We start from the raw sequence: 26,943 nt of genomic DNA on the forward strand, positions 1-26,943 counted from the left end.
TTAACCATGCTGAACACCGTTCCTGCGATCGTCAAAGAAGGCCGGATCGAACTCCTCGAATCCGTGCCGATTCCAGAGGGTACTAGAGTTCTAGTCACCCTCATCCCGGAGGAGACAAACTCGGATTTCTGGCAAAAAGTCAGCGAAACTGCACTGGCTAAGATTTGGGATAATCTGGAAGATGACATCTATCATGAAAACTCAAATAATCGATAAAACAGTCACTGTCCGCGGTGTTCCCCACTATTACGAGTGGATTCGGGAGTCGGAATCTGCCCAGAAAAAGCCGGTGATGGTGTTTATTCATGGTTGGGGAGGATCGGGACGCTATTGGCGATCGACGGCTGCGGCAATTTGCGATCGCTTTGATTGTTTATTGTACGATATGCGGGGTTTTGGTCGGTCTAAATTGCCGGAAAAATCCCCCGATCTTTCCTACGATTTAGAAGAATATGCCCTTGATTTGGCCTTGTTTTTAGATAGTTTGGAAATGGAAAAAATCTATCTCAATAGTCACTCTATGGGGGCATCGGTGGCGACTTTTTTTATTACTATGTACCCCGAAAGAGTGGTCAAAGCAGTTTTAACCTGTAATGGCATTTTTGAGTATAATAAAGTGGCTTTTGCTGCCTTCCATAAATTCGGTAAGTATGTGGTACAGTTTCGTTATGATTGGTTTTTAAAAGTACCTTTTGCCGATCGATTATTTATGGCGAGATTCTTGCATCGAGCGATCCCAAAATCAGAAAGAATTGCTTTTTTAGAGGATTTTTTAGCGGCAGATTACGAGGCCGCCCTAGGCACAATTTATACATCTGTGAGTAAAAAAGCAGTGGAAATTATGCCGGGTAAATTTGCCGAGATTAAGATACCAACTCTTTTAGTATCGGGAGAAAAAGACATTATTATCCCCGCCAAAATGGGCAAAATGGCGGCGGATTTGAATAATAATATCCAGTATGTGGAGATGGCTAATACTGCTCACTTTCCCATGTTAGAAGATGCCCCTACTTATCTACAAAAATTGCAAGATTTTTTAGAAATTAATTAGGGTTTGCTGAAAATTACTGGAAGCCTTACTAGAAAGCGGTTTTGGGACTTTTTTAGCCAAAAAAGTGCAAGAAATAAAGGTTGAGAAATCGATCCGAGAGACTCAAAACCCTTGCACTTTCCGGAGGTGATTACAAAGGGTTCTGCTTCCCAGTGCGCGAGGTCATTCTGTTATTCTGACTACCCCTCCTGACTCCTGACTCCTGACTCCTGACTCCTGACTCCTAACCCCACCAACAAACTTTTTGCCGCAAACCCTAATTAGAATGCCAAAAGGTCAGGAAAAACGCCCCCAGGCCACACCAATCAGGATAGTAACCCCGAAAAAGAGACGATACCAGACAAAAACCCAGGTACTCTGTTTTTTGAGATAATCTAATAACCAAGCGATCGAAAGATAGGAAAATATCCCCGAGGAAATTACCCCAATAGCGAGGGGAATTAATTCACTGGTGTTAATCTGGTCGAGAACGCCTTTAAATTCCACTAAACCGGCTAAAGTTATCGCCGGAATCCCCAAAAGAAAGGAAAATCGCGCCGCTACGGCCCTTTCTAAACCCATGAATAACCCGGCAGTTAAGGTGGACCCAGAACGAGATACCCCCGGTATTAGCGCTAAAGCTTGGGCTAATCCCATTAAAACCCCGTCTTTTTGTCGCAAAGTCTCAAAACTGCGTTTATGTTTCCCGATTTTTTCGGCCGTACCTAAGAGTAAAGACATGACTATAGAGGCACAGGCGATCGCTGTCATGCTTCTCAGGGGGGAGTTATCTAAATCGGGAATGAAAAGTTTCATTAACAAACCGAAGAAAACGATCGGAATTGTGCCTAGGATAATCCCCACGGCTAAACGAAAATCCTGGGAACGATAATCGGAACTAGCCACCGCTTTCACCATTCCCGTGGATATTTGCCTTAAATCCTGCCAAAAATAGGACAATACCGCCGCAATACTGCCCAATTGAATCACTGCCGTATAGGTGACACCAGGATCTCCCCAACCCAAAAAGACGGGAATCGCTTTTAAATGGGCGGTACTGCTAATCGGCAAAAATTCCGTCACTCCCTGCACAAATCCCAAAAAAATCGCCTGTAACCAGTTAATTTTGGCCAGAGGTATGGTGCTAGTGGTTGATTGGGCAATGGCGGCGGGTGTAATCGCCAAAATCACCGTTATTATCGCTAGTCCTAGCCATTTATAGCTTTTTTTCAGTAAGGAAAACATCATTTTTCAGTAAAAAAAGGGGTTGGGTGTAGGGTGTGGGGTGTGGGGTGTGGGGTGTGAGAGTTGGGGAAATTAACTAATCAATATTACTGCCTTTTGTCTATTTCCCATTCTCCTGTCTCCTGTCTCCTGTCTCCTGTCTCCTGTCTCCTGATTTAAGTATAAATACTTATTGACAACTCATAGTCGTTATGAGTACACTTAAATCATACAAACTCGAAATGAGTACGACTTAGCCCTTAGGAGTTGACGATTATGCTACCAAACCGAGAAGGACAGAGAGTTCCCGATGTCACCTTTCCCATACGTCAAAATAATCAATGGGTGAACATCACCAGCGAGGAATTATTCAAAGGAAAAACCGTTGTTCTTTTTGCCTTACCCGGGGCATTCACTCCCACCTGTTCCACCTCTCATTTACCCGGATATAACGAATTAGCCCCAGTTTTTCGGGAAAATGGCGTAGATACTATTGTTTGCTTGTCGGTGAATGATACCTTTGTCATGAACGAGTGGGCAAAAGATCAAGAATGTGATAATGTCGTCTTGATTCCCGACGGTAACGGCGAATTTAGCGCAGGAATGGGGATGTTAGTCGATAAAGCTGACTTAGGTTTCGGTAAACGTTCTTGGCGCTATTCGATGCTAGTCAAAGATGGTGTTATCGAGAAAATGTTCATCGAACCGGAAGAACCGGGAGATCCTTTCAAAGTCTCCGATGCGGAAACGATGTTAAACTACATCAACCCAGAAGCCAAAAAACCGCCTTTAGTCTCTCTTTTCTCGAAAGTGGGCTGTCCCTACTGCCTCCGGGCCAAGAAAATGTTAGAAGAAAAAGGCCTACAATACGAAGAAATTATCCTCGGACGCGATGCCACCAGTCGTTCTCTGCGGGCAATGAGTGGCAATACCACCACCCCACAAGTCTTCATTGACGGCCAATTAATTGGCGGTTCGGAAGAATTAGCGGCTTATTTGGGAGCATAATCAATCAGTTAGACCTCAAGTTATCTTTCCATTGCAACTGGAGAGATATCTGTGAGAGGTTTTGCCCGGGCAAGTTAGAGCTTTTTTGTTGGGTGTGATTGTAGTCTGATGTATTTCGTTAATCATTTATAGCGTTTCTCAGTCTTATAAAGTACACCATCTGTTGCCTGTTCCCTAACTAAAACCAGAAACTTTGTGCCTCACAAGTATGAGAATTGCTGATTTTGTGAAAGCCCGTGACTTCATAAAGCCAAATGAAAAGGTAGTCGTTATCTTTACAGAGGGAAAACACTTTGTTCTCCACGATGACAACACTGGTTCAACGGGTCAGTGGAAGATCGATCCCAATCGTGAAGTTGACCGTATTATTCTTTATCATCGTGATTATGAGAATAATGCGAATAATTTGTACATAGCGAACCATGCTGGTGCAGAGCCAGCAGACAGGGAAGGTCGATACGACATTCGATTAACTCATGTTCAGTACATAGGGGCAACATCCGTAAATTGGGTTGAGTTTGCTGAAGGTGGGCAAAACCCAATTCGGTATCTTCCTTGATGTAGCTTTGATTACCTAAAATGTCGGATGAATGCCCCCGCTAGATTTTTCGACAAGATACTCACCTTTGCGGGGGATGAAATCCGACCAGAATATCAACCGCGAAGCACGATTTTAATTCTACCATTTGTAGGTAAACTGTGTTATACTTAATTTATCCAGGGTCGAAGATTAATCAATGCTAGTCGTAGAAGCCAAGTTAAAAAACGGGACACCAGAACAATACCAAAAACTTGATGAAGCTATTAGAACTTCTCAGTTTGTGCGTAATTCTTGTGTTCGTTATTGGATGGATCATAAGGGTACAACCCGCAATGATCTCCAAAAACTTTGCTCGGTACTAGCTAACAATAAAGAGACCCCTTGGGTTAACAAATTAAACTCTCAAGCTCGTCAATCGGCTGCTGATAGAGCCTGGCAATCAATTACTAAATTTTACCAGAATTGTCATGCCAAGATACCGGGAAAAAAGGGGTTTCCTCGGTTCAAAAAGCATAGTCGTTCCGTTGAGTACAAACTAACAGGCTACAAACTATCTGATGATAGACGTAAAATTAAGTTTACCGATGGCTTTAAAGCAGGAGAATTTGATTTATGGTGTAGTCAAAAGACCTTAGTTTATTATTCAGAGCAACAGATTAAACGGGTAAGAGTTGTTAGACGCGCTGACGGTTATTATTGCCAGTTTCTGATTGACGTAGAACGGCAAGAATACCATAAACCAACGGGACAAATAACAGGAATTGACTTAGGGTTAAAAGAGTTTTATACCGATGCCCAAGGCAATACCGTAGGGAATCCCCGTTATTTAAGAAAGTCAGAAAAACGACTGAAAAAAGCACAAAGGAGATTATCAAAACAATTTCGTCAAGGAAAGAAACAGTCTAACAACTATCACAAGCAACGGATAAAAGTGGCTAGACTTCATCTTAAAGTATCAAGACAACGTAAAGACAAAGCAATTAAAGATGCTTTGGCGTTAGTCCAGTCTAATGATCTGGTCGTCTATGAAGCTTTAAAGGTAAGAAACTTAGTAAAAAACCGTAAGCTTGCCAAGTCGATTTCCGATGCTTCTTGGTATCAATTTACTGAATGGTTAAATTATTTTGCCAAGATTTATCGGATTGTCTGTGTTGCTGTTCCTCCCCATTTCACGACTCAAGATTGTTCAGTTTGTGGGACGAGAGTTCAAAAAACATTAAGCACTAGAACTCATCAATGTCCTAATTGTCAAACAATCTTAGATAGGGATCATAATGCAGCAATAAATATTCTGAAAAAAGGGTTGAAATATTTGGGAAATCATCTCAACGGTACTGTTGGGCAAACAGAAACCGACCCAAACGCCTTGGGAGAGTCCGACCTCTGGGTTTTTAATGGAGACATTGAGAATCTAAGCTGTCTCGTTGAACAAGGAATTTCCGATAGTGATAGGTCAAGAATCCCCCGTCACAGCGTAGCTTGACGGTGGGAGTATGTCAATGAAGGTTCTTGTCATCCACTAATAGGTAGGTGAGAACACGAGGTAAACTATAAGCGGGGAGATTGTGGTGAAAACTTAAGTAGTCGTGCAAAATTAATTTCCTAGTGAAGATAGGCAAGAGGCAAGAGGCAAGAGGCAAGAGGTGGTTAGATATGTGTAATTAATTTTGCTTAGGTACTTATGAAGTTGACTGTAACACTTGACCGTGACGAAGATGGAGTTTGGGTTGTAGAATGCCCCAGCATTCCGGGTTGTGTCAGCCAAGGTAAAACGAGAGCAGAAGCTCTTGAAAATATCAGAGATGCAATTATCGCCTGCCTTCAAGTTCGTGCAGAACGTGGGCTACCCCTAACGATTGAAACTCACCAAGTAGAGGTAATGGCATAATCATGTCCTCTGCTCTTCCTGTTCTCAGCGGACGTGAGGTAGTCCGAGTATTTGAAACCTTCGGCTGGCAAGTTGCGCGTCAAAGTGCCAGCCATATTATCATGGTTAAGGAGGGCGAACAGGTAACACTCTCTGTTCCTGATCATCGTGAAGTGGCAAAGGGTACGCTTCGTAGTCTTATTCGTACTGCTGGAATTACGGTACAAGAATTTGTTTCTGGCATGAGATGAGCGATAAGAGAGGTCTGACAATTCGAGTGCAGCAGACGGACGAAGGCTGCTGATGCTCAGTTCAAGGTTGTCTGATGCCGCTGATTCGAGCCGTTACTTGTACTGAGCGCATTGGAAGTATCAGTTATCAGCTACTTGTTTTCCGAATTAATTGGCCGTTTTTCAGTTTATTATCAACGTCCAATAGGATCAAAATCAGTCCCTTATGCACCCACAAAAATTATCGAGTATTTGTTAACTGATCAAGGAGAAAGATTATGGTAGCCACTTCAGTCAAAACCAAAACCACGGGACAATACTACGCCACTCGTATCGATTTAGCATTAGATATCCGCAAAGCTGTGGTTGAAATCTTAAGCCAAACCCTTGCCGCTAGTTTAGACCTAAAAACTCAGGTTAAACAGGCCCACTGGAATGTAAAAGGTTTAAATTTCTACCAATTGCACAGCCTATTCGACGAAATGGCCACGGAATTAGAAGGCTATGGGGACATGGTAGCAGAACGGATTACCGCTTTAGGTGGAACCGCTTTGGGAACAGCGCGCATCGCTGCCGCTAACTCGATTCTGCCGGAATATCCAGCTAATATCGTCGATGGTAGTGAACATATCGTTGCTTTAGCCGAACGTTATGCCTTATACGCCGCCCATCTTCGTTCTGCGATTGATACCACTGGCAATCAAGGGGATGCCGACACAGCAGATCTCTATACGGAAATCTCTCGGGACATCGATAAACGTCTTTGGTTCCTAGAAGCGCATCTGATTAAATCGGAAGATGTTATCGGTTAAATATAGATAAATTTGGGGTGTGTTAACGTAGCCTAATACACCTTAGATTTTGGAACTAGGCCCTTGCATCCCCACATCACGCCTAGGGTGGTTGGTAGGGGCCTAGGGCATAGGTCCTTAGAGGTAAAAGTATTAAAGAAATCTGTTCAAGACAAACAGCGATTATCGGTGATCTTGCTTAGGGTAACAAAAAGGCTTACAGTAAAATGTGCCATAAATTATCAAATCTACTAAATTAATTAAGCTGTGCCGAAAGTTGTTATTGCAGGTAACTGGAAAATGCACAAAACTCAAAGAGAAGCTTTGGAGTTTTTGCAAGATTTTAAATCCCATCTAGAGGAAACCCCCGACGACCGAGAAGTAGTTCTTTGTGCGCCTTTCACAGCTTTAGCTGTCCTCTCTAAAACCCTCCACGGTGGTCGTATTCGCTTAGGGGCGCAAAATGTCCACTGGGAAAAATCGGGGGCTTATACGGGCGAAATCTCGTCGGATATGTTAACCGAAATTGGGGTTCACTATGTGGTTATCGGTCACAGTGAACGCCGGCAATATTTCGGCGAAACCGATGAAACAGTCAATTTGAGGGTCATATCTGCCCAAAAACAAGGTTTAACCCCGATTATCTGTGTGGGAGAAAGTAAAGCCCAAAGAGATGCCGGAGAAACGGAAAAGGTAATTATCAAGCAAATTCAAGGGGGTTTAGTCAATGTTGACCCAAAAAACCTCGTTATCGCCTATGAACCCATCTGGGCGATTGGCACCGGGGAAACCTGCGAAAGCGAGGAAGCCAATCGGGTTATCGGTTTGATTCGGCAACAATTAGACAATCCCGAAGTAACCATTCAGTACGGTGGTTCGGTAAAACCCGATAATATCGATGAAATTATGGCTCAATCGCAGATAAACGGGGCTTTAGTCGGTGGGGCGAGTCTAGACCCCGCCGTATTCGCCCGAATTGTTAATTATCGCTAATCGATTTCTGCTGCCATAACGCTATTTTCCAAAACGCCGATGCCTTCTATTTCCACCCGAACCTTATCCCCCACCTGCATCGGTCCGATTCCTTCGGGAGTTCCCGTTAGAATCACATCCCCTGGCAGCAGGGTCATCACTTGGGAGATATAAGCCACCAAGACATCGGGGGGAAAGACCATATCACTGAGATAACTGCTTTGTTTGGGGTCGCTGCCATCATTGAGAAAAGTGGTTAATTGCGCCCCGATACTCAATTCCCGGACAATCCAAGGGCCGAGGGGACAAAAACTATCAAATCCTTTCGCCCGCGTCCATTGGCTATCTTTTTTCTGTAAATCCCTAGCGGTGACATCGTTAGCAATGGTATAACCCCAGATTTTGCTTCTGGCCTGGGCTGTGGTGCATTTTTTGGCGGTTTCTCCGATAATTAGGGCTAATTCTCCCTCATAATCCACTCTTTCCGATTGGGGCGGATAAAAAATTGTTTCACCGTCGGCGATAATTGTCGTCGGTGGCTTGAGAAATAAAAGCGGTTCTTCCGGTACAGGTGTTCCCATCTCGGCGGCGTGGGCGCGGTAATTTTTGCCTACAGCAATAATTTTCGACGGGAAACAGGGGGCTAATAGTTGGTAGCTATCAGGTTCTAATTCTAGTTTGGTTAGTTGCCCTCCTTGCCAGGGAGGGACATCAAAGACGGCAACGCTACGGTTTAGCTGTAACAGTCCGTAGAAGATTTGTCCTTGACGATGTTTCACTCGTACATAGCGTTGCGCCATATTTTTCTGGGAATGACTAGCGATCGACTCTCGGATAGTAGTATGATCATATATCCTTGCTTCTTTATTAAAAGCTAGAGAGTTATTAAAATCAATTAACCTCCGGTCTTGACAAAGAAGCCTTCTAGTCCATAAGGATTCTGAGATGAGCAATAACTACGAAACTCTTTACATTCTCCGTCCCGATTTAGGGGAAGAAGTCGTTCAGCAACAAGTGGAACGTTATCGGACTCTGATTAGCGAACACAGCGCCACAGACATTCAAGTGAAGGTGTGGGGTAAAAAACGTCTGGCCTATCCCATCAAAAAACTCAATGATGGTGTCTATGTGCAGATGAATTATCAGGCCAGCGGCAAACAAGTCGCCCCCATGGAACGGGCCATGCGTTTAAGTGATGAGGTTATTCGTTATTTAACCCTAAAACTCGATCGCGTGGTGGCCCCCCCTGCCGATTTATCTCCCTTAACGGAAATTCCCCCCTCTCCTATCACCGAAGCGGTGGTGGAAGATGACGGTATCTCCGCTGAAGATTAATTATAGTCACAACTGTGTCGGGTCAATGCCCAATTCGCGTAATCGGGCAAAAGCGAGGTCACGTTCTTGTTGTGCTTGGTTGCGCTCTTGTTGTGCTTGGTCACGTTCTTGTTGTGCTTGGTTGCGTTCTTGTTGTGCTTGGTTGCGTTCTTGTTGTGCTTGGTTGCGTTCCTCAAAGAGGGTTTCAGGGTCTTTAAATCGTTCCCCATTGGGATAAAAGACCTCTAAACCCTCTTCAAACATCTCGAACCGAATCCCTAGGATTGGGGAAGTCCAGGGAAAATTCAAGGCCGTTACTGGGAAAAAATCCTCTTGCTGATTGGCCCGCACCAATCCCCAGAAATCATGGGAGTCTGGGTCATAGAAAAACATCTCTAATACCCCATACTCCCGATAGAAAGACTGCTTTTTGAGCATTTCCCTAGCACTATTGTTAGGGGAGAGGATTTCAAACACTACCTGGGGAGCAATATTGTCTTCTTCCCATTGTTTATAGCTGCCCCGCTCACCCGGTGGACGGCCGAAAACTACCATGGCATCGGGAGCTTGACAGGGAGCAGGTGGTACAATTACCTGCTGGGGATACCAGAGCAAATCCCCGGCGACAAAGACGGTTTGCTCCTTAAATAAATACTTGAGATTGGCAACCAAGCGAACAATCCAGCGATATTGAACTGTGTTGTCGGCCATAGGTTTACCGTCGGAGTCAGGATAGAAAAGTTGGGGTTCGATGGGTGCTTGAACCATGCTTTATCTCTTGCGATCGCATTTTTGCTTAACTTTATTGTATCACCGCAAATCCTGGGTTTAAAACCCCATCCTTTTAGGACGGCTTTGCCTTAGACCTCCTGCCAAAGTTGTCTAAGTAGGGCGTGTTAAGCTGTCGCTAACATACTTTTATTTTTATAAGTAACTTAGAGTATTGTTAAGATTTGATAAATTTAACGGCAAGGGCTTGACATATACAAACAAAAATGCTAATCTGGCGACCACAACGCCATTTTTTAAGAGGTATTTGCTTATGTTATTAGTGAAACTTATCAAAAACTCCGTCGGGGGGGGGTAATACTTATCAGTATGGCGGTAGGAAGTACAGCGCAAGCTGCTAGTATTCCAGGTCTTTTTACCACTGGTGTGGATAATTTTGCTATAGCTCTTGGTGATGGTGCCTCTGATCCTCATTACAGTATTGTGAGTCCTTCAGGTCCTGGAATTGTTGTGAGTCAGAGTAATATACCTGGTGATTGGCTTTCTAATAGTTCAAGCTCTCGCTGGATTTGGCAACAATTTGATGGTCAACCCACAAATGTCACACGAACCTTCAGGACAACTTTCGACCTAACTGGACTCAACCCAAGTACAGCCTCCATCGCGGGTACATGGGCTGCTGACAATTTTCTTGATCAAATCTTAATTAACGGAGTTAGCATTGGGACAATTCCTAACAATCCGGCTGGTTCTAATTTTATATCTTTTAGTCCTTTCAACATTAACAGTGGGTTTCAAGCGGGCATCAACACTCTTGATTTTGTTGTTCGAGATGCCGGATTTATTTCAGGATTTCGGGTCGGAGAAATTTCGGGTACTGCTCAACCAATATCCCCATCCCCATCTGTACCTGAACCTAGCACAATTCTGGGCTTAGGTGTATTGGGATTGGGTGCTTTCTGCCCGCGCAAACTATCTCAAGGGAAGAAGTCAAAACAGGACAATTGAGTTGAGAACTTTGGGATTTATCCCCCCTTAATCTTCCCTTAATAAGGGGGGTATATGACGGTTTTTAACACCTACCTACATATAGAAAAATAGGGGTTGGGTTGAGCAATAGCAAGGACCAACCTGCTATTTTATAATTGTCAAAGGTAAACCTTTTTCTTTTCTAACTTCTCAACATAAGTCAATCGCCTCTTTGATATTTTGTAGAGCTTCTTCTTGAGTCTCACCTTGACTCAGGCAGCCCGGAATAATAGGACATTCTACAATGTACTATCCTTCTTCATCTTGGTAGAGCGTGACGGGGAATTTCATAAACTTTAACCAGTAGTTTTGATGTTAACCAGTGATTCAATATTAAGTAGCTGGTTATAATTAAATTAAACATGAATTTTAGGTTCGATCCCCCCTGCTCCCCTTAATAAGGGGGGTGCCGATAGGCGGGGGTATCTGAAACTTTTTAATACCCACCTACTTAGTATTAATCCGGTAGATATTCAGGATTGAGGATATCAATTTTGGCAAAAGGACAGATATCAGGAAAAGTTTTTTTATCTAACCCTGTTTCTCTAGCGGCAAGTAGGCAAGCATTTTGATAACACTGATCAAAAACTTCCTTAAAATATACCTTGAGACTGGGACTATCTTCAAAAAATTCTAACAATCTCAAACATTGTTCGGTGATAGAATACTGCCAATTATGAGAACGTTTAGAGGGTTGATACTTCCATTTAAGGAGGTGAAGCAATAGCTTTTCTAAATTACTTTTCAAAGCCTTTTTATCACTCCTACCCATTGCCTCAATTTCCTCGATCAGATTTTCTAAATCGAGGTACTCCCACTTACCTTCTTTAAGTAATTTAGCAGTTTCTTCTACCCAAAGATTAAAGTCTGTTTCATAAAGTTTCTTGGCAGTAGATAGCATATTAGGTTTCTCCTAACTCCTTCATCTGATTCGTGGGATAGGTTTGCAATCCATCCTAGCTAATGATACCTTGCCGATTAGGGGTAATAGGTGCATCCAGAGGTACAGGTTTCGCGGATTTCGACGGCATGAAGCCCGGGGAAACCAGCTTTTGCCAATTTTTCATAGATCCAGCGCGATAATTCTTCACTGGTGGGATTTTCTAAACCAGTGGTTTCATTGAGATAATGATGGTCGAGAAAATTATCGAGTAGCGGCTGTAAATATTGTTTAATTTCGCCAAAATCCATCACCATTCCCTGTTGTGAGCCTTGGGACTGTAAATAATGACTTTTCACATAGACGCGTCCTAGCCAACTATGACCGTGGAGACGACGACATTTACCTTCATAATGGGGTAAACAATGGGCTGCTTCAAAGCGAAATTCTTTGTAAATAATCCATTCTGCCATGGTTAATCGGTCGATACTATCGGTTACATCTGGTTTATTTATTTTGCCACCGATAGTTATCCATTCTAGTCAAAAGCTTAGTATTCTTATACCATTTTTTCTGCCACCACTTTTTAAAAATGGTATGAGATGCGCGGGCAGCCGACGAGGGATTCCTGGAGACCACCTAGCTAAAAATACCCCAGGCAATCGGTCAACCTGATTACGTTAAAATCAAAAGCAGGATACTGTGTATGACGGAAAAACTCGATGAACTCAGCGATTAAAGCGGTACAAACTGCCTATTATGGGGACGCGGCTTATCGGACACCACCACCGGACTTAGAATCTCTCCTGCTCAAAGAGAGAATTGTCTATCTGGGGTTGCCTTTATTTTCCTCCGATGATGTCAAGCGCAATGTCGGGGTGGACGTGACGGAATTAATTATCGCCCAACTGCTCTACCTGCAATTTGACGATCCCGAAAAACCGATTTTCTTCTATATCAACTCTACCGGCACATCCTGGTACACTGGCGACGCGATCGGCTACGAAACCGAAGCTTTCGCCATCTGTGACACCCTCAACTACATTAAACCTCCCGTTCATACTATCTGTATCGGACAGGCCATGGGAACTGCAGCGATGATTCTTTCTGCGGGAACCAAGGGTTTTCGCGCCTCCTTACCCCACGCTACCATTGTTCTCAACCAAAATCGCACTGGGGCCCAAGGACAAGCCACCGATATCCAGATTCGCGCCAAGGAGGTAATCGCCAATAAACAGACGATGTTGGAAATTTTCTCGAAAAATACGGGTCAAACCACCGAAAAACTGGCGAAAGATATGGATCGCACCTTCTATCTCACCCCACAACAGGCGAAAGACTACGGATTAATCGATCGCGTTCTCGAAAGTCGCAAGGAACTACCGAAACCCCTCGCCCAAGTTAGTTAAGATTTATTACAAATTAGCAGGAGTTGTTACCAATTATGCCTATCGGTGTGCCAAAAGTTCCCTACCGTCTGCCTGGTAGCCAATACGAACAGTGGATTAGCATTTACAGCCGTCTTTCGGTGGAACGCATTCTTTTTCTGGGGCAGGAAGTCACCGACGGGTTAGCCAATGCCCTTGTGGCCCAAATGCTTTATCTCGACTCGGAAGACCCCAGTAAACCCATCTATCTCTATATCAACTCGCCGGGGGGTTCCGTTACCGCCGGTATGGCCATCTACGACACCATGCAGTACATCAAAGCGGAAGTGGTGACTATCTGTGTGGGATTAGCGGCCTCTATGGGGGCATTTTTACTGGCTTCCGGTAGTCCGGGTAAGCGTCTCGCCCTTCCCCATGCGCGGATTATGATTCACCAACCCATGGGGGGAACTGGGCGCCGGCAAGCGACAGATATCGACATTGAAGCTAAGGAAATCCTGCGTATTCGCCAGCAATTAAACGAAATTATGGCTAATCGCACCGGACAAACCATCGAACGCATCGAAAAAGACACTGATCGCGATTATTTCCTCTCCGCCGAGGAAGCCGTCGCCTACGGTTTAATCGATAAAGTGGTCGAGGGAAAACCGGCTTAAGTCAGCCATAGGTTAGAACAGGCGAGAAACCTGTTCTAACTGCCAAATCAAGGGCTGACGCTATGGTTCCCTACCAATCAAAGCAGCTGCAATGTAGGGGCGCAACGTGGTCAGTGAGTTTATCGAACTGCTTGCGCCCATAATGTGACATTGTGAACATTTTTCAGCCAAGAGCCAAGAGAGGCTCTTTTTTTTCTGATATTGAGGGAATAAACCTGACTTCTTGACCATAAAAACGCCCAAAAAACTGTATCAAAAATAGCAGAAATTGGCAAAAAAAAAAAAATAAGATGCGCAAAGATGTTTTACATCTATTTAACTTTACTTAACTTAACTTTACAAAAGGAAGCCTGCCAATGAGAGTCGCCATCGCACCGATTGTTTTATCCACTGCCAGTTTAGGCTTAATGTTAGGTGTGGCACAAAAAGCCCAAGCCGCTCTGATTACAGGAGTCACTGCCTCAACGGATATGGGTAATGTTAGTTCTTCTGTCACCAATACCGTCAATGGCGCAGGGTTGCCCAGTAATATACCAAGTCTGACGGGACTTCATGCTGTGGCGGATGGTACTAATGCTTGGCTGGGAAGTACGGCCACTGGTAATATCACTTTTGATCTCAAGGGCAGCTATAGCCTCGCTGGTTTTAGCTTCTGGAACTATAACCGGACAAATTTCAATCGAGGAATTAAAGACGTGACTGTTCAATCCTCCACCAATGGCACGACTTGGACTACTATAGCGGGGGCTCCTACTCAGTTTGCTATCGCAGCTAACGCCGCTATAAATCCACAGACGTTCAGCTTTTCTCCAGTTACTGCGTCTTTTGTCCGGTTTGTTGTTGCTAGTAACTGGCAGACGGGTACTCCTACTAATACCGGCTTCTCTGAGGTTCAATTTAATGGAACTCCCATTCCCGTCCCTGAACCTTCTTCCTTACTTGCCCTGTTAGCCTTTGGTTTAGCGGGTGTTGGTTTAAGAAAAAGAATTTAATCTTGAGATGGTAGGTTGGTTTATAAGCTGTTCGTAATTTAAATTGCCTGTTGAGATGAGGCACTCTTGCACTCTTGCAAGAGGCAACCTACGCCCTGCCCCCCCGATGTCGGGGGGGTTGGGGGGGTGGGGGTTGGGGGGCAAGGGGAGGTGGGGGAGATTCGGCTAATCATAAGAATAAGCGATTTAAATACGTCTTAACTTAGGATTCGTGGCAAGAGACCAACCTACTTATTCAAAGCAATCAAAATCGTTGTCAACTGTTGCCGTGGGCGCTAAGAGCGGGTTAGTGGCTTTTCTAGGGATTCTCTGGCGAGTTTCGGTGCTTGGACAATCAGGGAAGAAATGGAATTTTTAGCAACTTTAGAAACAGGCTTGATCTCCGCCGTGGCAATCATCAAGTTTTGCCTGGAAAGTATTTCGATCGCTTGTGTGGTGATCGGATTAATTAAAACCCTACAATTAGCTTGGCAGTCTAATCGTCACCGTCGCAGTCTTTCCCCTTTTTCTTTCAATCAAATTCGCCTTCGTTTCGGTACTTGGCTATCTTTAGCCCTAGAGTTTCAGTTAGGTGGAGACATCGTGGCTACCACGGTGACACCTACCCTAGAAGCTTTGGCAAAACTCGCCCTCATCGCTATTATCCGAACTTTCCTCAACTATTTCCTCAGTAAAGAATTGGAAACGGAATTGGCCCGAGAAAAAGAGCAATCGCAGTTAGCAGCCAGGTACAATCTTAGAGATTTTTAATGACAAAAAAAGGTGAGTTGACAATCACCTGACACTAACCCCTTATACTAAATCTGGTTATTAAAAACTGATTATTTATTCAGCCTTTTGCCTTTTGCATGAGTGCCTTTTGCCTGTCCTCAGAAGTAGCCTATACTCAACGGATTTAGTATCAGATGGGAAATAGAGGGCTGATGGTGGAGGGGAAAAGGGAATCGATCGAGAGCCATGATCGGGATAAAACTGGTAAAATTCGCCTATTTTCAATAAATCTCTTGATTTTGACCCCTAAAAGCTGACGGCGGACGGCGGAGATTGATTGCGGCAAAAAGCGCAAAAATGATTACAATCGATCCAAAATATCAACGACTAGGATTAAATGGCTACTCATATTGTTACTGGTGTCGCGGGTTTTATCGGTTCTAACTTGGCAGAAAAGCTTTTAGAACAAGGAGATCAGGTGATCGGCATCGATCAATTTAACGATTATTACGACCCCAGTTTAAAGCGCAAAAATGCCCATATTCTAGCCAAATATCCCGAATTTAAGTTAATTGAAGCGGATATACAAGCCCTTGACTGGCGACAACTGTTGCAAGGAGTAGAAGTATTATTTCATCAGGCAGCCCAAGCGGGAGTCAGAGCAAGCTGGGGTGATGGATTTCGTCAATATACCGAAAGGAATATAAATGCCACTCAAATTATTCTTGAGGCCGCTAAGGAAACCCCGTCTTTACAACGGATGGTTTTTGCTTCCACTTCCTCGGTGTATGGCAATGCGGAAACGATGCCGACTCCCGAAACCCTTTGTCCCCAACCGGTTTCACCCTACGGTATCACCAAATTAGCGGCAGAAAGACTCTGTTGGCTATATCACCAGAATTTTAACGTTCCCGTCACTGCCTTGCGTTATTTCACCGTTTATGGACCGCGGCAACGTCCCGATATGGCTTTCCATAAGTTTTTTCAAGCAGCGATCGCAGGTAAAGCTATCGGCATCTACGGGGATGGCAAACAAACCCGGGATTTTACCTTTATTAGCGATGCTGTAGCCGCTAATTTAGCCGCTGCCGTAGTCCCGGAAGCGGTGGGTGAGGTGTTTAATATTGGTGGTGGTAGTCGCGTGGTATTGTTGGATGTCTTGGATACCATGGCAAAAGTCATCGGTAAACCTATCGAGCGATCGCATCAAGGACTCGCCCGGGGAGATGCCCGTCACACCGCCGCCGATGTCACCAAAGCCCGTACTATTCTAGGTTATAACCCCCAAGTTTCTTTAGCCGAAGGATTAGCCCAAGAATGGCAGTGGATTCAGGAATTATATTGTTAACGGGGGCAATATCCTTAATAATCAAAAAATCTCCCTGTCAAAGGGAGATTTTGGGCAATATCTAGGGCTGGCTGAATAAATCTAAAAACCTTGTTGGGTAAGACTTTTAGACTTTTTGGAAGACTCCCTCAAAATCGGTAAAACCCTACACCCCACACCCCACCCCCCCCTGCCACCCCGATGTCGGGGGGGTTGGGGGGGCCACACCCTACCCCCACGAAAAAATTTTTCAGCAAACCCTATCTAGGGTTATCCCCCGACAAATTACACCAATTTCAGATCGGGATAATTGGCGAGAATGTCATCTTGACTGAGAATATCACCCTCGCTTTGGGGAGTCCAAATCACTTCTACTGCTAAAAGTCGATCGCCTCCCATACTACCAATTTGTTGCAGGGCCTGTTTCAAGTCTTGGGAATCATTAATTTTGGCTAGGGAAAATTTACCAACAATGCCGGCTAAAATAGTCACCAAAATATAGCCTTCCGGTGCGTTTTTGGCTAATTCTCCAGCCGATTCGGGTAAAATATTTTCTGTAGAACCTTGACGCAGTTGATTATTGTAATTAGTTAAGGTTTCCGCCGTTAGTTTACCGCGTTCGTTGAGGGACCACTGATTAAACTTCGCTTCTGCACTGCTGAGGCTGGTTTGCTGGCAATCGACGTTACCATAAACCCAGTATTCCGGATGACGTAACAGGGCGAGGGCGGATTCTTGTAAGACATCAACGCGCCCCTCGGAGGTGCTAGTATCCACAGTTAGGGCGATTTGATTTAATTCTTGTTGCAGATAACGGGCATTAGCCAACAAACCCACCTGTACTTTAGCCACGGAGACGGTTTCATAACCGGATTCTATCGTCATACCATTCTCATCACTGCCTCCACCACTACGGAAAGCATTAACGAGGAAATTGGCAATAGCAAAAAAGATTAACAGAGAAATTAAGCCACCGCCACCACCACCCCAAAAGAAGGGTAAGAGGAAGGGAAAACCAATACCTCCACCGTAACCGGGGGAACTGTAACCACCACCTCTAGAAGGGCTAATACTGCGACTAGGGGCGCGAAAACTACCGCCCCCCATTCTACCCCCCGATGCCGCCAAAGCACTGGGAATAGAACCGAAAATCAGCGTTGTCACTAATCCTAGAACTAATAGCGGCTTGGCAAGCGCTCGAACTTTAGTTAAAATTTTGTCAATCATAAGAACACCGAAGCAACCCTTTATTTACTAGGATAACGAGTTTCTCGGTCAGGGATAAACAAATCCCCAATAGGGATAACCGAATCAGTTATCAGTGATCAGTTATCAGTGATCAGATTTGAGTTTTCAGTTCACTGTTTACTGTTTACTGATCACTGACAAAACCCCCACCCCGAAATTTATGACTTGGAATTTCTCCTCTCCCACGGATTCGCCCTTATGCGATCGCGAAGTACCCTTAGAAAGTCATCATCTCTGGGGTAAACGTATTGCTTTACTGGTAACGGGAGGGATTGCGGCCATGAAAGCGCCGCTAATTGCCCGATCTTTGCGGAAATTCGGGGCTACAGTCGTGGCTTTTGTCTCGGAAGAAGCTTTAAGATACGTCACTAGGGAAGCTTTGGAATGGAGTACGCTTAATCCCGTAGTTAGTCAATTAACGGCAAAAGCAGAACATTTAAGCGATCAATCTCCCTTTGATCTTTATTTAGTCGCCCCCGCTACCTATAACACGATTAATAAGTTTCGTTACGGAATCGCTGACGGAGTGATCACTTCATGCTTGGCCTCGGCCTTGGGACGACAGGAAAAGGGAAAAACTAAAATTCTGCTTGTCCCCACCATGCACGGCAGTTTACATAATGCTATTCTGACTGAATCTTTGCAAACTCTCGATCGCTGGGGAGTAGAGATTATGCCACCCCGGGATGATTACGGTAAGCACAATCTCCCCGGAGAAAAAGAGATTACCGTGGCAGCCTGTGGGATTCTCAGTAATTCTGTCCTGAAAAATATGCCGATTTTAGTCACTGGTGGACCCACACCCGTGATTATCGATAATATTCGTCGTTTAACCAATCGTTTTACTGGACAATTAGGAGTCGCTATTGCAGAAGAATTATACCTGCGCGGGGCAAAGGTGCAATTAATCCACGGACGCGGCAGCTATACACCCCCCGCTTATTTACCCCACGAAATTATTGAAACTTATGACGAGTATCTAGGGAAGGTGATGGGAGAATTAGAGAGTAAAAATTATAAATTTGGCATTTTCTCGGCAGCAGTGGCAGATTATCGCTTAGAAAGCCCTTTTTATGGTAAGATTCCCAGTGGTGGGCAGTTAAATCTTAATTTTGTGCCGACGGAAAAAGTGATTGACAAGGTGAGAGAAAATTTTCCCGATTTAGGGATGGTGACTTTCAAGTATCAGGAGGGAGTCAGTCAGGAAGAGTTACTGGAAATCGCCCGTAAACGCCTAGAAAAGGGCTATCAGGCCGTTATTGCTAATAGGGGTGAGGAAAAGGGCGATCAAGGGGAACAGGTGGCTTATTTGGTCACAAAAGCGGCACTGGGGAAATTTATCGGTAAAAAAGCGATCGCTATTGGCATCGCCGAATATTTAGAAGAGCGAGCCAAAAATGTTACAATCAAAAAAATTTAATATTTTTTAATATTAATTTGCAAAAATTTAGGGTAACACAGTCATGGGTAACATCAACTTCGTCAAAGAGAATAAGATTGTTGTAGCGGCAGATGGGGCGAATTTACGAGAGAAAGCAATCCAGAATGGCGTTGATATCTACACTTTTGGCGGTAAATTGATGAATTGTGGCGGTTACGGTCAGTGTGGTACTTGTATAGTGGCAATTGTCGAGGGTATGGAAAATCTCTCGGCCAAAACCGACTTTGAACAGCGCTGTCTGAAGAAAAAACCCGAAAATTATCGTTTAGCCTGTCAAACCATCGTTAATGGCCCTATTAGCGTCCAAACTAAACCAAAATAGCATTTATCGGTTTTTAGCCGTCAGCCCGATCGGTGATCACCGATCACCGATCACTAATACAAACTAACTAGGAACAATATTTAAGAAAGCATCGAAGTCTTTTAATGCTTCTTGGAATTGATTAGCAGCGAGACTAGCATCTTTCTCCTTGGCTGCCGCATCGATACGTTCAAAGTGAACGAAAAGATTTTTCGCTAACTGCTTGGCTTTTTCTTGGTCTTTGGGCAGTAAATTACGGGATAATCCTACCATTTCCTGACGCAATTGCCCCAAAGGACCGTGGATATAGGTGCGAGTATCTACCCAATTTTTGTCAGCGATGAGGTCTTGCAAAACGCTCATTTTTTCGCGAAATCCTTCTATGGGTTGGATGTAAACCTGTAACTGTTCGATTTTTTGCGGACTGTAAACGGTGGGGATAGTTGCTTGGGGACCACTGCAACTAACCAGCAGGGTAGTAACTAGGACTAAAACTAGGGAAATAATCGAGCGAAGACGTGGCATTGGTTTATATGTACTATTTAACAAACTATTGACGTTCTCTCCCGATAACCAGTCAAGCTATCGGGACGATTTTTACTTTATCAGGTTGTGGGATTCCCAAATCAGATTTTACTCCCAACGGCCTTGACAGTAACTCGGTGTCAATAACTAGGGTTTGCGGCAAAAAGTTTTTCCTGGTGGCAGGGTGTGGGGTGTGGGGTGTGGGGTGTGGGGTTTTACCAGTTTTGAGGTGGCTAATTACCTAATTTTCAGGGAAAAAGTGTCTAAATTTCCCCCCGATCACTCCCATATCCAGTACTTTTTGATTGACAAAAGGTCTAAAAGTCTTATCCAACAAGGTTTTTAGATTTATTCAGTAAGCTCTAACTAGAGCTTAAACTGTTTCATAAAAGCTCGATCAATCCGATCTTTCCATAACCATAATAACGGCGATTGCCATGCGAAACCGCCCCAAGATGCGATCGCTTGTTGGTCTCCTGTCCCGATTAAACTCAGATAATTTTTCTGGGGAAAATAGGGTTTTAGGGGCTGATTTTGCAGAATTCTTGCTAAATTATCGAACAGGGGTTTTCCTTGTCGGACGGCAAAAACTCCCGCTTTCGGACGGGGATAATCTGGAATCGTGGCAATATCTCCCACGGCAAAAATATGGGGATGGGAAAGAGATTGCAGATAATTATTCACTAAAATAAACCCTTTTTCATCTGTCAGTAATCCTGACGCTTTAATCCAACTAGGGGCCGAGGCAGTCGTTACCCAAATTGTATAATACGTGGGTAAAACTAACCCCGATGAACAGATAATCTGATCTGCTTGCACTGCCGTCACATCCGTTGATAAATATAATCTAATTCCCCTTTGTTGACAAATATTCTCTAAACGTTGACCGACCCAATTATTATGGGCCGGTAGTAGTTTTTTTCCTCGATGAATTAGAGATAAATTCAAATTACTGCTAGAGTTGAGAATTTTGGCCAAACGGGACTGCATATTTAAAGCTAATTCAACTCCGCCTGCACCACCACCAACAATGACGATATTGAGAGGATTATTAGGGTTACTAACCGCTTTTTTGAGGATTTCTTGCCATCCTTCCCGAAAAATCGGCACCGGTTTGGCGGGAATAGTGTACTCTTGAGCGCCGATAACATTATCTACTGCCGGGATGCTGCCGATATCGATCGAGAGATAATCAAAGGGAATCGGTGAAGAATTATGACAAATTACTTGACATTTTTCCGTATCTATGAAATTAGCCTTGTCTAAACAGAATTGCGCTTGAGAATACCTAGCTAGAGAAGGTAAATCGATATGAGTCTCAGCAAAATCATAAAAACCGGCGATGTGGCCGGGTAACATTCCCGAATAGGGGGTATGGGTGACATCGGTAATTAAAGTTAATTGAACGTTTTTTAGGGGTGATTGCCCCCAAAGACGAAGAGCGATCGCATGACTATGGCCACCACCGATAAAAACCAAGCGCTTGACTAAATCCATAAAAAAAGGGGATTGCTGCCGGAAAAGTTAAATTCTAATGAATATATCTTCTGACACAGAAATTCTGTTGCAAGATCGAGGGTAGATAGACAAAAACTCAAGGCATCGAGGCCAGGAACTTGTAACCAATGACAGTCAATTGGGATTTTGATCTTTTCGGACTCGATATTCTTAAGTAAATTCTATCTAGTATCTTCGCTTCCCAATAGAGAGAAGTCTATGCAAGAAGTTTATATCGTGGCCGCTGTCCGGACTCCAATTGGTCGTTTTGGTGGGGGATTAATGGGATTATCCCCGGCGGATTTAGGGGCAACAGTGATGAAATCCGCCCTAGAAATCGCTAATTTGCCCCCAGAAGCCCTAGATTTGTATATTTTCGGCAATGTTTTGGGATCCGGTCATGGTCAGTTAATTCCCCGGCAAGCGGCGATTAAAGCGGGAATTCCCGTAAGCGTGGACGGATATCGGGTGGATATGGTTTGTTCTTCCGGAATGATTGCCGTTAGTAACGCTGCCACCTCAATTCGCGCTGGCGAAGCGGATCTCGTCCTCGCCGGTGGCATCGAATCCATGTCCCAAACTGGCTTTTTTCTCTCCCATCGGGCCCGGTGGGGTTATAAATTCCTTATGGGTGCGCCGGAACAATTAACCGACCTATTACTGCACGATGGCTTAACCGATGCTACCACGACTGAGGGCATGGGTTCCCAAGTTGATCGCCTCTGTCTCGATCGCGGGGTTTCTCGGCAAGCATTAGACGAAATTGCCGCCTTATCTCACCAAAGAGCGGCCACAGCCACAGAAAAAGGCTGGTTTAATGGTGAAATCGTGCCAATTGAACTTAAATCTAAGAAAGGTTCCACAATTATCGCTCAAGATGAGGGTATTCGTGCCGATAGTACCCCAGAAGGGTTAGGAAAACTGCGGCCGGCTTTTAATCCGTCGGGAGTTTTAACCGCAGGGAATAGTAGTCAGATTTCCGATGGGGCCGCCGCTATCCTTTTAGCCAGTCAAAAAGCGGTGGATCAGTACGGTTTAAAACCAATTGCCAAAATCCTTGGCGGCGCTGTGGGTGCTGGAAAAACCGATCGCTTCCCAGAATTCCCCGTCCTAGCGGTGAAAAAATTACTGGCATCTCTAGATAAAACGATCGAAGATTTCGATTTAGTGGAAAATAACGAAGCTTTTGCCTTAAATAATCTGCTTTTTGAGATGGATCTGGGGTTAGCGAGGGAAAAACAAAACGTTCACGGTGGTGCGATCGCATTGGGTCATCCCATCGGCGCTTCCGGATCGCGGATTCTGGTGACGTTAATTAATGCGTTGAAAGTACAGGATAAAACCCTCGGTATGGGGGCCATCTGTCATGGGACCGGTGGCGGAACAGCGATCGCAATTGAAAGAGTTTAGGAGGAAAAAGCTATGGTATCTCTGGGACTAGAGGAAAAAGTTATCGTCGTTACCGGCGGAAATCGAGGCATTGGGGCGGCTATTGTCTCTCTTTTGATAGATTTGGGGGCTAAGGTGGCCTACACGGATTTAGTCGCCGATAATCCCCAGGGTTTAGGCATTGTGGCCGACGTGACTAAGTTGGAATCCATGGAAGCGGCAGCTAAACAAATTGAAGCGGAATTGGGACCGGTTTACGGTATCGTCGCTAACGCGGGGATTACCAGAGATAACTTTTTCCCTAAATTAACGCCGCTAGATTGGGATTTAGTGATTAATGTCAACTTAAAAGGGGTTAATCACACGATTAAACCGTTTATTGAGGGAATGTATGAACGACAAGCGGGATCGATCGTTTGTATTAGTTCTATTTCCGGTGATCGCGGTAATGCCGGCCAAACTAATTACGCAGCCACAAAAGCGGCAGTTATCGGTTTAGTCAAATCCTTAGCGCGAGAAGCTGCCCGTTATAATATTCGCGCCAATGCGATTGCGCCGGGGTTTATTAACACCGAAATGACTTTAGCGATTCCCGATAAAGTTCGCGATAAAATCACCGCCGAAATTCCCTGTCGTCGCTTCGGTGAACCCGCAGATATCGCCTGGGCAACTGCCTATTTACTCTCTCCTGTTGCCAGCAGTTATGTCTCTGGAGAAGTCCTCAGAGTTAATGGGGCCCACCACACCTAATCAGTTATCAGTTATCAGTTATCAGTTATCAGTGGGTAAGTTATCAGTTATCTAATTCAAAGATGGAAAATGTGTTTGTTATTGTCCCTGCTAAGTTGCTTGATAGTGGCATAAATCTATGAAATTTCAATGGGATCAAGACAAGGCAAATAACAACATCAAAAAACATAGTATATCTTTTGAAGAAGCAGTGACCGTATTTGGGGATCCATTGGCCGTGACGATTTTCGATCCCGATCATTCAGTGGGTGAGTTTCGTTTTCTGACGATAGGACAGTCAAAATCACAAAAGCTGTTAGTCATATCTCATACAGAAAGAGAAAATGAGATTCGCTTAATTAGCGCCCGTTTAGCTAGTAAACAGGAGAGAAAAAATTATGAATCAGGAGTCTGAAGAAACGGTTAATGACGAGATGCGAACTGAATATGACTTTTCTGGTGGTATTCGTGGCAAATATTATCAAGCTTATCGACAGGCTAGTAATGTGATAATTCTCGATCCCGATGTGGCGGAAATTTTTCAAGATTCAGCCTCAGTCAATGAAGCGTTAAGATTACTAGCAAAAATTGCCAAGTATGGAAAAATATGACTTATCAGTTATCAGTTATCGGGTGTAGTGTGGGTTAGTAAACTAGCGAAATTAGAGTTAAAGGAAAAGGGCAAAAATAATGGATAAACCGACACAAGCTTGGAGTGAGATGGCCGCCGATTACGTCAATCTTTGGACGGAAACTGGGGCAAAAATGTGGTCAAGTTGGTTTGATATGATGGGGGCGATACCGACTCCTATGGGCAATATTAAACCAGAATTGCAAGAGGCAACCCAGCGCTATTTTGATAATCGGGATTTATTGATCAAATTCCTAAAATTATCGATGGAAGCTTGGGAAAGTATCTTCCCAAAAATGCAAACAGGAGAAGACTGGCAAACAATTTTAAATAATTATACCCAACAGATGCGCGGTCAACTGAATAGTTTTACTACTACCACTTCCCAAAGTAGTCAAGATGTCAGTCAACTATGGACAATTTACCTGCAACAATTGCAAAGTATCAATCATTTATGGTTCGATCCTTTCGTCCTGTCAAATGACACAATAACCAAAGCTTGGTTAGGTAATACTTCTTCCTTGATCGAACTCAATAATATCTATTGGCAGAAGTTTTATGATGAAACTTTTGGCCAATGGTTACAGATGCCTTTATTGGGATTGCCGCGAGAATTTAACCGCAAATTACTCGATAGTTTTGAAACTTGGCGCATTCTTTATCAGGCTAGTATTAACTATCAAATTGTGCTGGCTGATATTCAAGTTAAATCCTTTGAAGCTTTAACTAAAAAATTAGTTTTCCTAGCAGAAAAAGGTCAACCTGTCAAGAATTGGCGAGAATTTCAAGATGTGTGGAGTGTCGTCGCTGATGATATTTTTGAAAAGGCTTTTTGTCAACCAGAAAACCTAAAAGTCAGGGGAAAATTTATTAATTCCCTCAATGATTATCGCCTCAAACAGCAGGATTTAATGGAAGTTTACCTGCGATCAATGAATCTGCCTACCCGCAGCGAAGTCGATGAAATTCATCGGACTATCTATGAATTACGCAAAGAGGTAAAAAGTCTCAAAAAAGCTTTAGGAGAAAAAAAGCAGTAGAAAGTAACAATTAGTTAATTGTGCTTGACAATCAGTTATCAGTTATCAGTTATCAGTTATCAGTTATCGGATTGCAGTTTTCAGTATATAGTGTTAGGTGAAAACTTCGGAACTTTCTTTTCACTGATTACTGTTTACTGTTCACTGCTCACTGAAAAATCCCCACTTCCCCAATTCTTTAGGAGAATTAAATTATGTGGCCATTTTTGACGCAAGTGAAACTGGAAGACTTTACCCAAGATTATCTAGAATTAACTCAAAAAAATCTCAAAGGTTTGGACAATCTCAAACGAGTTAAAGAAGAAGATATTCAGTGTGGAGTCTCGGAAAAAGAAGCAGTTTATCGGGAAGATAAAATCATTCTCTACCACTTTAAACCCGTGGTCGAAAAACCCTTCGAGATACCCTTGCTGATGGTTTATGCTTTGGTCAATCGTCCCTACATGGTAGATTTACAGGAAGGGCGTTCTTTAGTGGCCAATCTGCTGAAATTAGGCTTAGATATCTACTTAATTGATTGGGGATATCCCACCAGAAGCGATCGCTGGTTAACCCTTGATGATTATATCAATGGTTATGTGGATAATTGCGTCGATTTTATTCGTCAAAGTCACCATCTCGACAAAATTAATCTGTTAGGAATCTGTCAGGGGGGAACCTTTAGTTTATGCTATAGTTCCCTCTATCCCGATAAGATAAAAAATCTGGTGACAATGGTGACACCGGTGGACTTTTATCAAACCGAGACCCTCTTAAATATGCGCGGGGGGTGTTCCCTAGGATCCGAAGCATTAGACATCGATTTAATGGTAGATACCATGGGCAATATCCCGGGAGATTTTCTCAACTTAGAGTTTCTGGAATTAAAACCTTTACAGTTAGGTTATCAGAAATACCTCGATTTTCCTGACATCATGGAAGACGAATCAAAATTAGTTAATTTTCTGCGTATGGAAAAATGGATTTTTGATAGTCCTGACCAAGCGGGAGAATCCTACCGACAGTTTCTCAAGGATTTCTATCAGCAAAATAAACTGATTAAAGGGGAAGTGATGTTAGGAGATAAACGGGTAGATTTACATAATCTGACCATGCCAATTCTCAATCTTTATGCGGATAAAGATCACCTTGTCCCTCCCGCTTCTTCCCTCGCTTTAGGGAATTATATCGGTACTTCTGACTATACCGCTTGTGCTTTCCCGGTCGGACATATCGGAATGTATGTCAGTGGCAAAGTGCAACGGGATTTACCCCCCGCTATTAGCGATTGGTTGAAAGCAAGAGCTTAACAATCCTCGCACCTATCCCCTTTTCCCAGTTTGGGAGAGGGGTGTAACACAATACAACACATCGATAAAAAAACATCTACGGGCAGTAAAATAAACTTTTGTAACAGAGGATGTTAAGCACTGTTGCAAGATCGGGCAGAATCGGAGGATATCGTTCCTTTCGG

At 43.8% G+C, this 26,943-nt stretch carries 32 protein-coding genes and 1 pseudogene; 24 read left to right on the forward strand and 9 right to left on the reverse strand.

Features of this window, described 5'->3' with window-relative positions; genetic code table 11:
- Positions 1-6 precede the first annotated feature (6 nt).
- Positions 7-216, forward strand: a complete 210-nt coding sequence (locus tag RAM70_RS21085) for a hypothetical protein (protein ID WP_002752152.1) — start codon at positions 7-9, stop codon at positions 214-216.
- Positions 194-1,051 (forward strand): alpha/beta fold hydrolase, encoded by an 858-nt coding sequence (locus RAM70_RS21090; protein WP_190380865.1) that lies wholly within the window; start codon positions 194-196, stop codon positions 1,049-1,051. Before RAM70_RS21085 ends, RAM70_RS21090 begins: the two co-directional genes overlap by 23 nt.
- A 276-nt stretch (positions 1,052-1,327) precedes the next feature.
- On the opposite strand, the gene RAM70_RS21095 is transcribed toward RAM70_RS21090, so the two are convergent.
- Complete coding sequence (locus tag RAM70_RS21095) at positions 1,328-2,278, reverse strand: undecaprenyl-diphosphate phosphatase (RefSeq protein ID WP_190380866.1); 951 nt, start codon at positions 2,276-2,278, stop codon at positions 1,328-1,330.
- Positions 2,279-2,530: 252 nt separating this feature from the next.
- Here RAM70_RS21095 and RAM70_RS21100 point away from each other — a divergent pair, with 252 nt between their 5' ends.
- The 7 genes from RAM70_RS21100 (at position 2,531) to tpiA (ending at position 7,684) form a co-directional block, all read left to right on the forward strand.
- Positions 2,531-3,262: a glutathione peroxidase gene (locus RAM70_RS21100; protein ID WP_045360933.1), complete on the forward strand. Its 732-nt coding sequence runs from the start codon at positions 2,531-2,533 to the stop codon at positions 3,260-3,262.
- Positions 3,263-3,470: 208 nt separating this feature from the next.
- On the forward strand, positions 3,471-3,821 hold the full coding sequence (locus RAM70_RS21105; RefSeq protein ID WP_043997237.1) for a hypothetical protein: 351 nt from the start codon (positions 3,471-3,473) through the stop codon (positions 3,819-3,821).
- 178 nt (positions 3,822-3,999) lie between these two features.
- The gene (locus RAM70_RS21110; RefSeq protein WP_312675483.1) at positions 4,000-5,286 is read left to right on the forward strand and encodes an RNA-guided endonuclease InsQ/TnpB family protein; all 1,287 of its coding nucleotides are present in this window, start codon (positions 4,000-4,002) and stop codon (positions 5,284-5,286) included.
- A 198-nt stretch (positions 5,287-5,484) separates the two neighbouring features.
- The gene (locus RAM70_RS21115) at positions 5,485-5,691 is read left to right on the forward strand and encodes a type II toxin-antitoxin system HicB family antitoxin (RefSeq protein ID WP_002739432.1); all 207 of its coding nucleotides are present in this window, start codon (positions 5,485-5,487) and stop codon (positions 5,689-5,691) included.
- Between the two features lie 2 nt (positions 5,692-5,693).
- Positions 5,694-5,921 carry a type II toxin-antitoxin system HicA family toxin gene (locus RAM70_RS21120; protein WP_002739431.1) on the forward strand — a complete coding sequence of 76 codons (228 nt, stop codon included), beginning with the start codon at positions 5,694-5,696 and terminating at the stop codon, positions 5,919-5,921.
- 257 nt (positions 5,922-6,178) lie between these two features.
- Entirely contained in the window at positions 6,179-6,712 is a 534-nt protein-coding gene (dps, locus tag RAM70_RS21125) for a DNA starvation/stationary phase protection protein Dps (protein WP_045360931.1), read from the forward strand.
- 246 nt (positions 6,713-6,958) lie between these two features.
- A complete protein-coding gene (gene tpiA, locus RAM70_RS21130; RefSeq protein WP_072024881.1) occupies positions 6,959-7,684 on the forward strand; it encodes a triose-phosphate isomerase in 726 nt (241 codons plus the stop codon).
- Here tpiA and RAM70_RS21135 read toward each other — a convergent pair.
- On the reverse strand, positions 7,681-8,463 hold the full coding sequence (locus tag RAM70_RS21135) for a fumarylacetoacetate hydrolase family protein (RefSeq protein ID WP_045360927.1): 783 nt from the start codon (positions 8,461-8,463) through the stop codon (positions 7,681-7,683). The genes tpiA and RAM70_RS21135 overlap by 4 nt on opposite strands.
- A 145-nt stretch (positions 8,464-8,608) precedes the next feature.
- On the opposite strand from RAM70_RS21135, the gene rpsF reads away from it, so the two are divergent.
- A complete protein-coding gene (gene rpsF, locus RAM70_RS21140; RefSeq protein ID WP_002769143.1) occupies positions 8,609-8,998 on the forward strand; it encodes a 30S ribosomal protein S6 in 390 nt (129 codons plus the stop codon).
- Between the two features lie 6 nt (positions 8,999-9,004).
- Here the strand turns inward: rpsF and RAM70_RS21145 are convergent, their stop codons facing one another.
- On the reverse strand, positions 9,005-9,745 hold the full coding sequence (locus tag RAM70_RS21145; RefSeq protein ID WP_190380922.1) for a Uma2 family endonuclease: 741 nt from the start codon (positions 9,743-9,745) through the stop codon (positions 9,005-9,007).
- Between the two features lie 330 nt (positions 9,746-10,075).
- Between RAM70_RS21145 and RAM70_RS21150 the strand changes: the two genes are divergently transcribed.
- Entirely contained in the window at positions 10,076-10,714 is a 639-nt protein-coding gene (locus RAM70_RS21150) for a PEP-CTERM sorting domain-containing protein (protein WP_312675487.1), read from the forward strand.
- A 171-nt stretch (positions 10,715-10,885) separates the two neighbouring features.
- On the opposite strand, the gene RAM70_RS21155 is transcribed toward RAM70_RS21150, so the two are convergent.
- The 3 genes from RAM70_RS21155 to queD form a co-directional block, all read right to left on the reverse strand.
- Complete coding sequence (locus tag RAM70_RS21155; protein WP_238567866.1) at positions 10,886-10,981, reverse strand: type II toxin-antitoxin system HicB family antitoxin; 96 nt, start codon at positions 10,979-10,981, stop codon at positions 10,886-10,888.
- A 211-nt stretch (positions 10,982-11,192) separates the two neighbouring features.
- Positions 11,193-11,636, reverse strand: a complete 444-nt coding sequence (locus RAM70_RS21160) for a DUF29 domain-containing protein (protein ID WP_288000418.1) — start codon at positions 11,634-11,636, stop codon at positions 11,193-11,195.
- 77 nt (positions 11,637-11,713) lie between these two features.
- On the reverse strand, positions 11,714-12,088 hold the full coding sequence (queD, locus tag RAM70_RS21165) for a 6-carboxytetrahydropterin synthase QueD (protein ID WP_312675488.1): 375 nt from the start codon (positions 12,086-12,088) through the stop codon (positions 11,714-11,716).
- A gap of 249 nt (positions 12,089-12,337) precedes the next feature.
- Here queD and RAM70_RS21170 point away from each other — a divergent pair, with 249 nt between their 5' ends.
- The 5 genes from RAM70_RS21170 to RAM70_RS21190 all read left to right on the forward strand — a co-directional run bounded on the left by RAM70_RS21170 (position 12,338) and on the right by RAM70_RS21190 (position 16,710).
- Positions 12,338-13,024 (forward strand): ATP-dependent Clp protease proteolytic subunit, encoded by a 687-nt coding sequence (locus tag RAM70_RS21170; RefSeq protein WP_045360910.1) that lies wholly within the window; start codon positions 12,338-12,340, stop codon positions 13,022-13,024.
- Between the two features lie 35 nt (positions 13,025-13,059).
- A complete protein-coding gene (locus tag RAM70_RS21175) occupies positions 13,060-13,659 on the forward strand; it encodes an ATP-dependent Clp protease proteolytic subunit (RefSeq protein WP_045360908.1) in 600 nt (199 codons plus the stop codon).
- 356 nt (positions 13,660-14,015) lie between these two features.
- Positions 14,016-14,651 (forward strand): discoidin domain-containing protein, encoded by a 636-nt coding sequence (locus RAM70_RS21180; RefSeq protein WP_288000417.1) that lies wholly within the window; start codon positions 14,016-14,018, stop codon positions 14,649-14,651.
- Positions 14,652-14,996: 345 nt separating this feature from the next.
- Entirely contained in the window at positions 14,997-15,401 is a 405-nt protein-coding gene (locus tag RAM70_RS21185; protein ID WP_312675493.1) for a DUF1622 domain-containing protein, read from the forward strand.
- Positions 15,402-15,759: 358 nt separating this feature from the next.
- Positions 15,760-16,710, forward strand: coding sequence for an NAD-dependent epimerase/dehydratase family protein (locus RAM70_RS21190; protein ID WP_045360904.1), 951 nt, complete (start codon positions 15,760-15,762; stop codon positions 16,708-16,710).
- Between the two features lie 264 nt (positions 16,711-16,974).
- Here the strand turns inward: RAM70_RS21190 and RAM70_RS21195 are convergent, their stop codons facing one another.
- On the reverse strand, positions 16,975-17,916 hold the full coding sequence (locus RAM70_RS21195) for a DUF1517 domain-containing protein (protein ID WP_312675496.1): 942 nt from the start codon (positions 17,914-17,916) through the stop codon (positions 16,975-16,977).
- 181 nt (positions 17,917-18,097) lie between these two features.
- On the opposite strand from RAM70_RS21195, the gene RAM70_RS21200 reads away from it, so the two are divergent.
- Both RAM70_RS21200 and RAM70_RS21205 read left to right on the forward strand, forming a co-directional pair.
- Positions 18,098-19,357: a phosphopantothenoylcysteine decarboxylase domain-containing protein gene (locus RAM70_RS21200; protein WP_045360919.1), complete on the forward strand. Its 1,260-nt coding sequence runs from the start codon at positions 18,098-18,100 to the stop codon at positions 19,355-19,357.
- Between the two features lie 43 nt (positions 19,358-19,400).
- Entirely contained in the window at positions 19,401-19,700 is a 300-nt protein-coding gene (locus RAM70_RS21205; RefSeq protein ID WP_008199024.1) for a 2Fe-2S iron-sulfur cluster-binding protein, read from the forward strand.
- A 63-nt stretch (positions 19,701-19,763) separates the two neighbouring features.
- Here RAM70_RS21205 and psbQ read toward each other — a convergent pair whose 3' ends face one another.
- The gene (gene psbQ / locus RAM70_RS21210; protein ID WP_045360899.1) at positions 19,764-20,204 is read right to left on the reverse strand and encodes a photosystem II protein PsbQ; all 441 of its coding nucleotides are present in this window, start codon (positions 20,202-20,204) and stop codon (positions 19,764-19,766) included.
- A 366-nt stretch (positions 20,205-20,570) separates the two neighbouring features.
- Entirely contained in the window at positions 20,571-21,701 is a 1,131-nt protein-coding gene (locus RAM70_RS21215) for an FAD-dependent oxidoreductase (RefSeq protein ID WP_312675500.1), read from the reverse strand.
- 219 nt (positions 21,702-21,920) lie between these two features.
- On the opposite strand from RAM70_RS21215, the gene phaA reads away from it, so the two are divergent.
- The 6 genes and pseudogenes from phaA (at position 21,921) to RAM70_RS21245 (ending at position 26,779) form a co-directional block, all read left to right on the forward strand.
- Positions 21,921-23,111: an acetyl-CoA acetyltransferase PhaA gene (gene phaA, locus RAM70_RS21220; RefSeq protein ID WP_288000414.1), complete on the forward strand. Its 1,191-nt coding sequence runs from the start codon at positions 21,921-21,923 to the stop codon at positions 23,109-23,111.
- Between the two features lie 12 nt (positions 23,112-23,123).
- A complete protein-coding gene (gene phaB, locus RAM70_RS21225) occupies positions 23,124-23,840 on the forward strand; it encodes an acetoacetyl-CoA reductase PhaB (protein WP_151696289.1) in 717 nt (238 codons plus the stop codon).
- 118 nt (positions 23,841-23,958) lie between these two features.
- Complete coding sequence (locus RAM70_RS21230; protein ID WP_108935564.1) at positions 23,959-24,234, forward strand: BrnT family toxin; 276 nt, start codon at positions 23,959-23,961, stop codon at positions 24,232-24,234.
- A complete protein-coding gene (locus RAM70_RS21235) occupies positions 24,218-24,430 on the forward strand; it encodes a hypothetical protein (RefSeq protein ID WP_312675506.1) in 213 nt (70 codons plus the stop codon). The genes RAM70_RS21230 and RAM70_RS21235 overlap by 17 nt, the downstream gene beginning before the upstream one ends.
- Before the next feature lie 79 nt (positions 24,431-24,509).
- A pseudogene (gene phaE / locus RAM70_RS21240) lies at positions 24,510-25,504 on the forward strand (class III poly(R)-hydroxyalkanoic acid synthase subunit PhaE).
- A gap of 180 nt (positions 25,505-25,684) precedes the next feature.
- Positions 25,685-26,779, forward strand: coding sequence for a class III poly(R)-hydroxyalkanoic acid synthase subunit PhaC (locus tag RAM70_RS21245; RefSeq protein WP_002772718.1), 1,095 nt, complete (start codon positions 25,685-25,687; stop codon positions 26,777-26,779).
- Positions 26,780-26,943 lie beyond the last annotated feature (164 nt).

It is taken from the genome of Microcystis wesenbergii NRERC-220, assembly GCF_032027425.1.
GTDB classification, from domain to species: domain Bacteria; phylum Cyanobacteriota; class Cyanobacteriia; order Cyanobacteriales; family Microcystaceae; genus Microcystis; species Microcystis wesenbergii_A.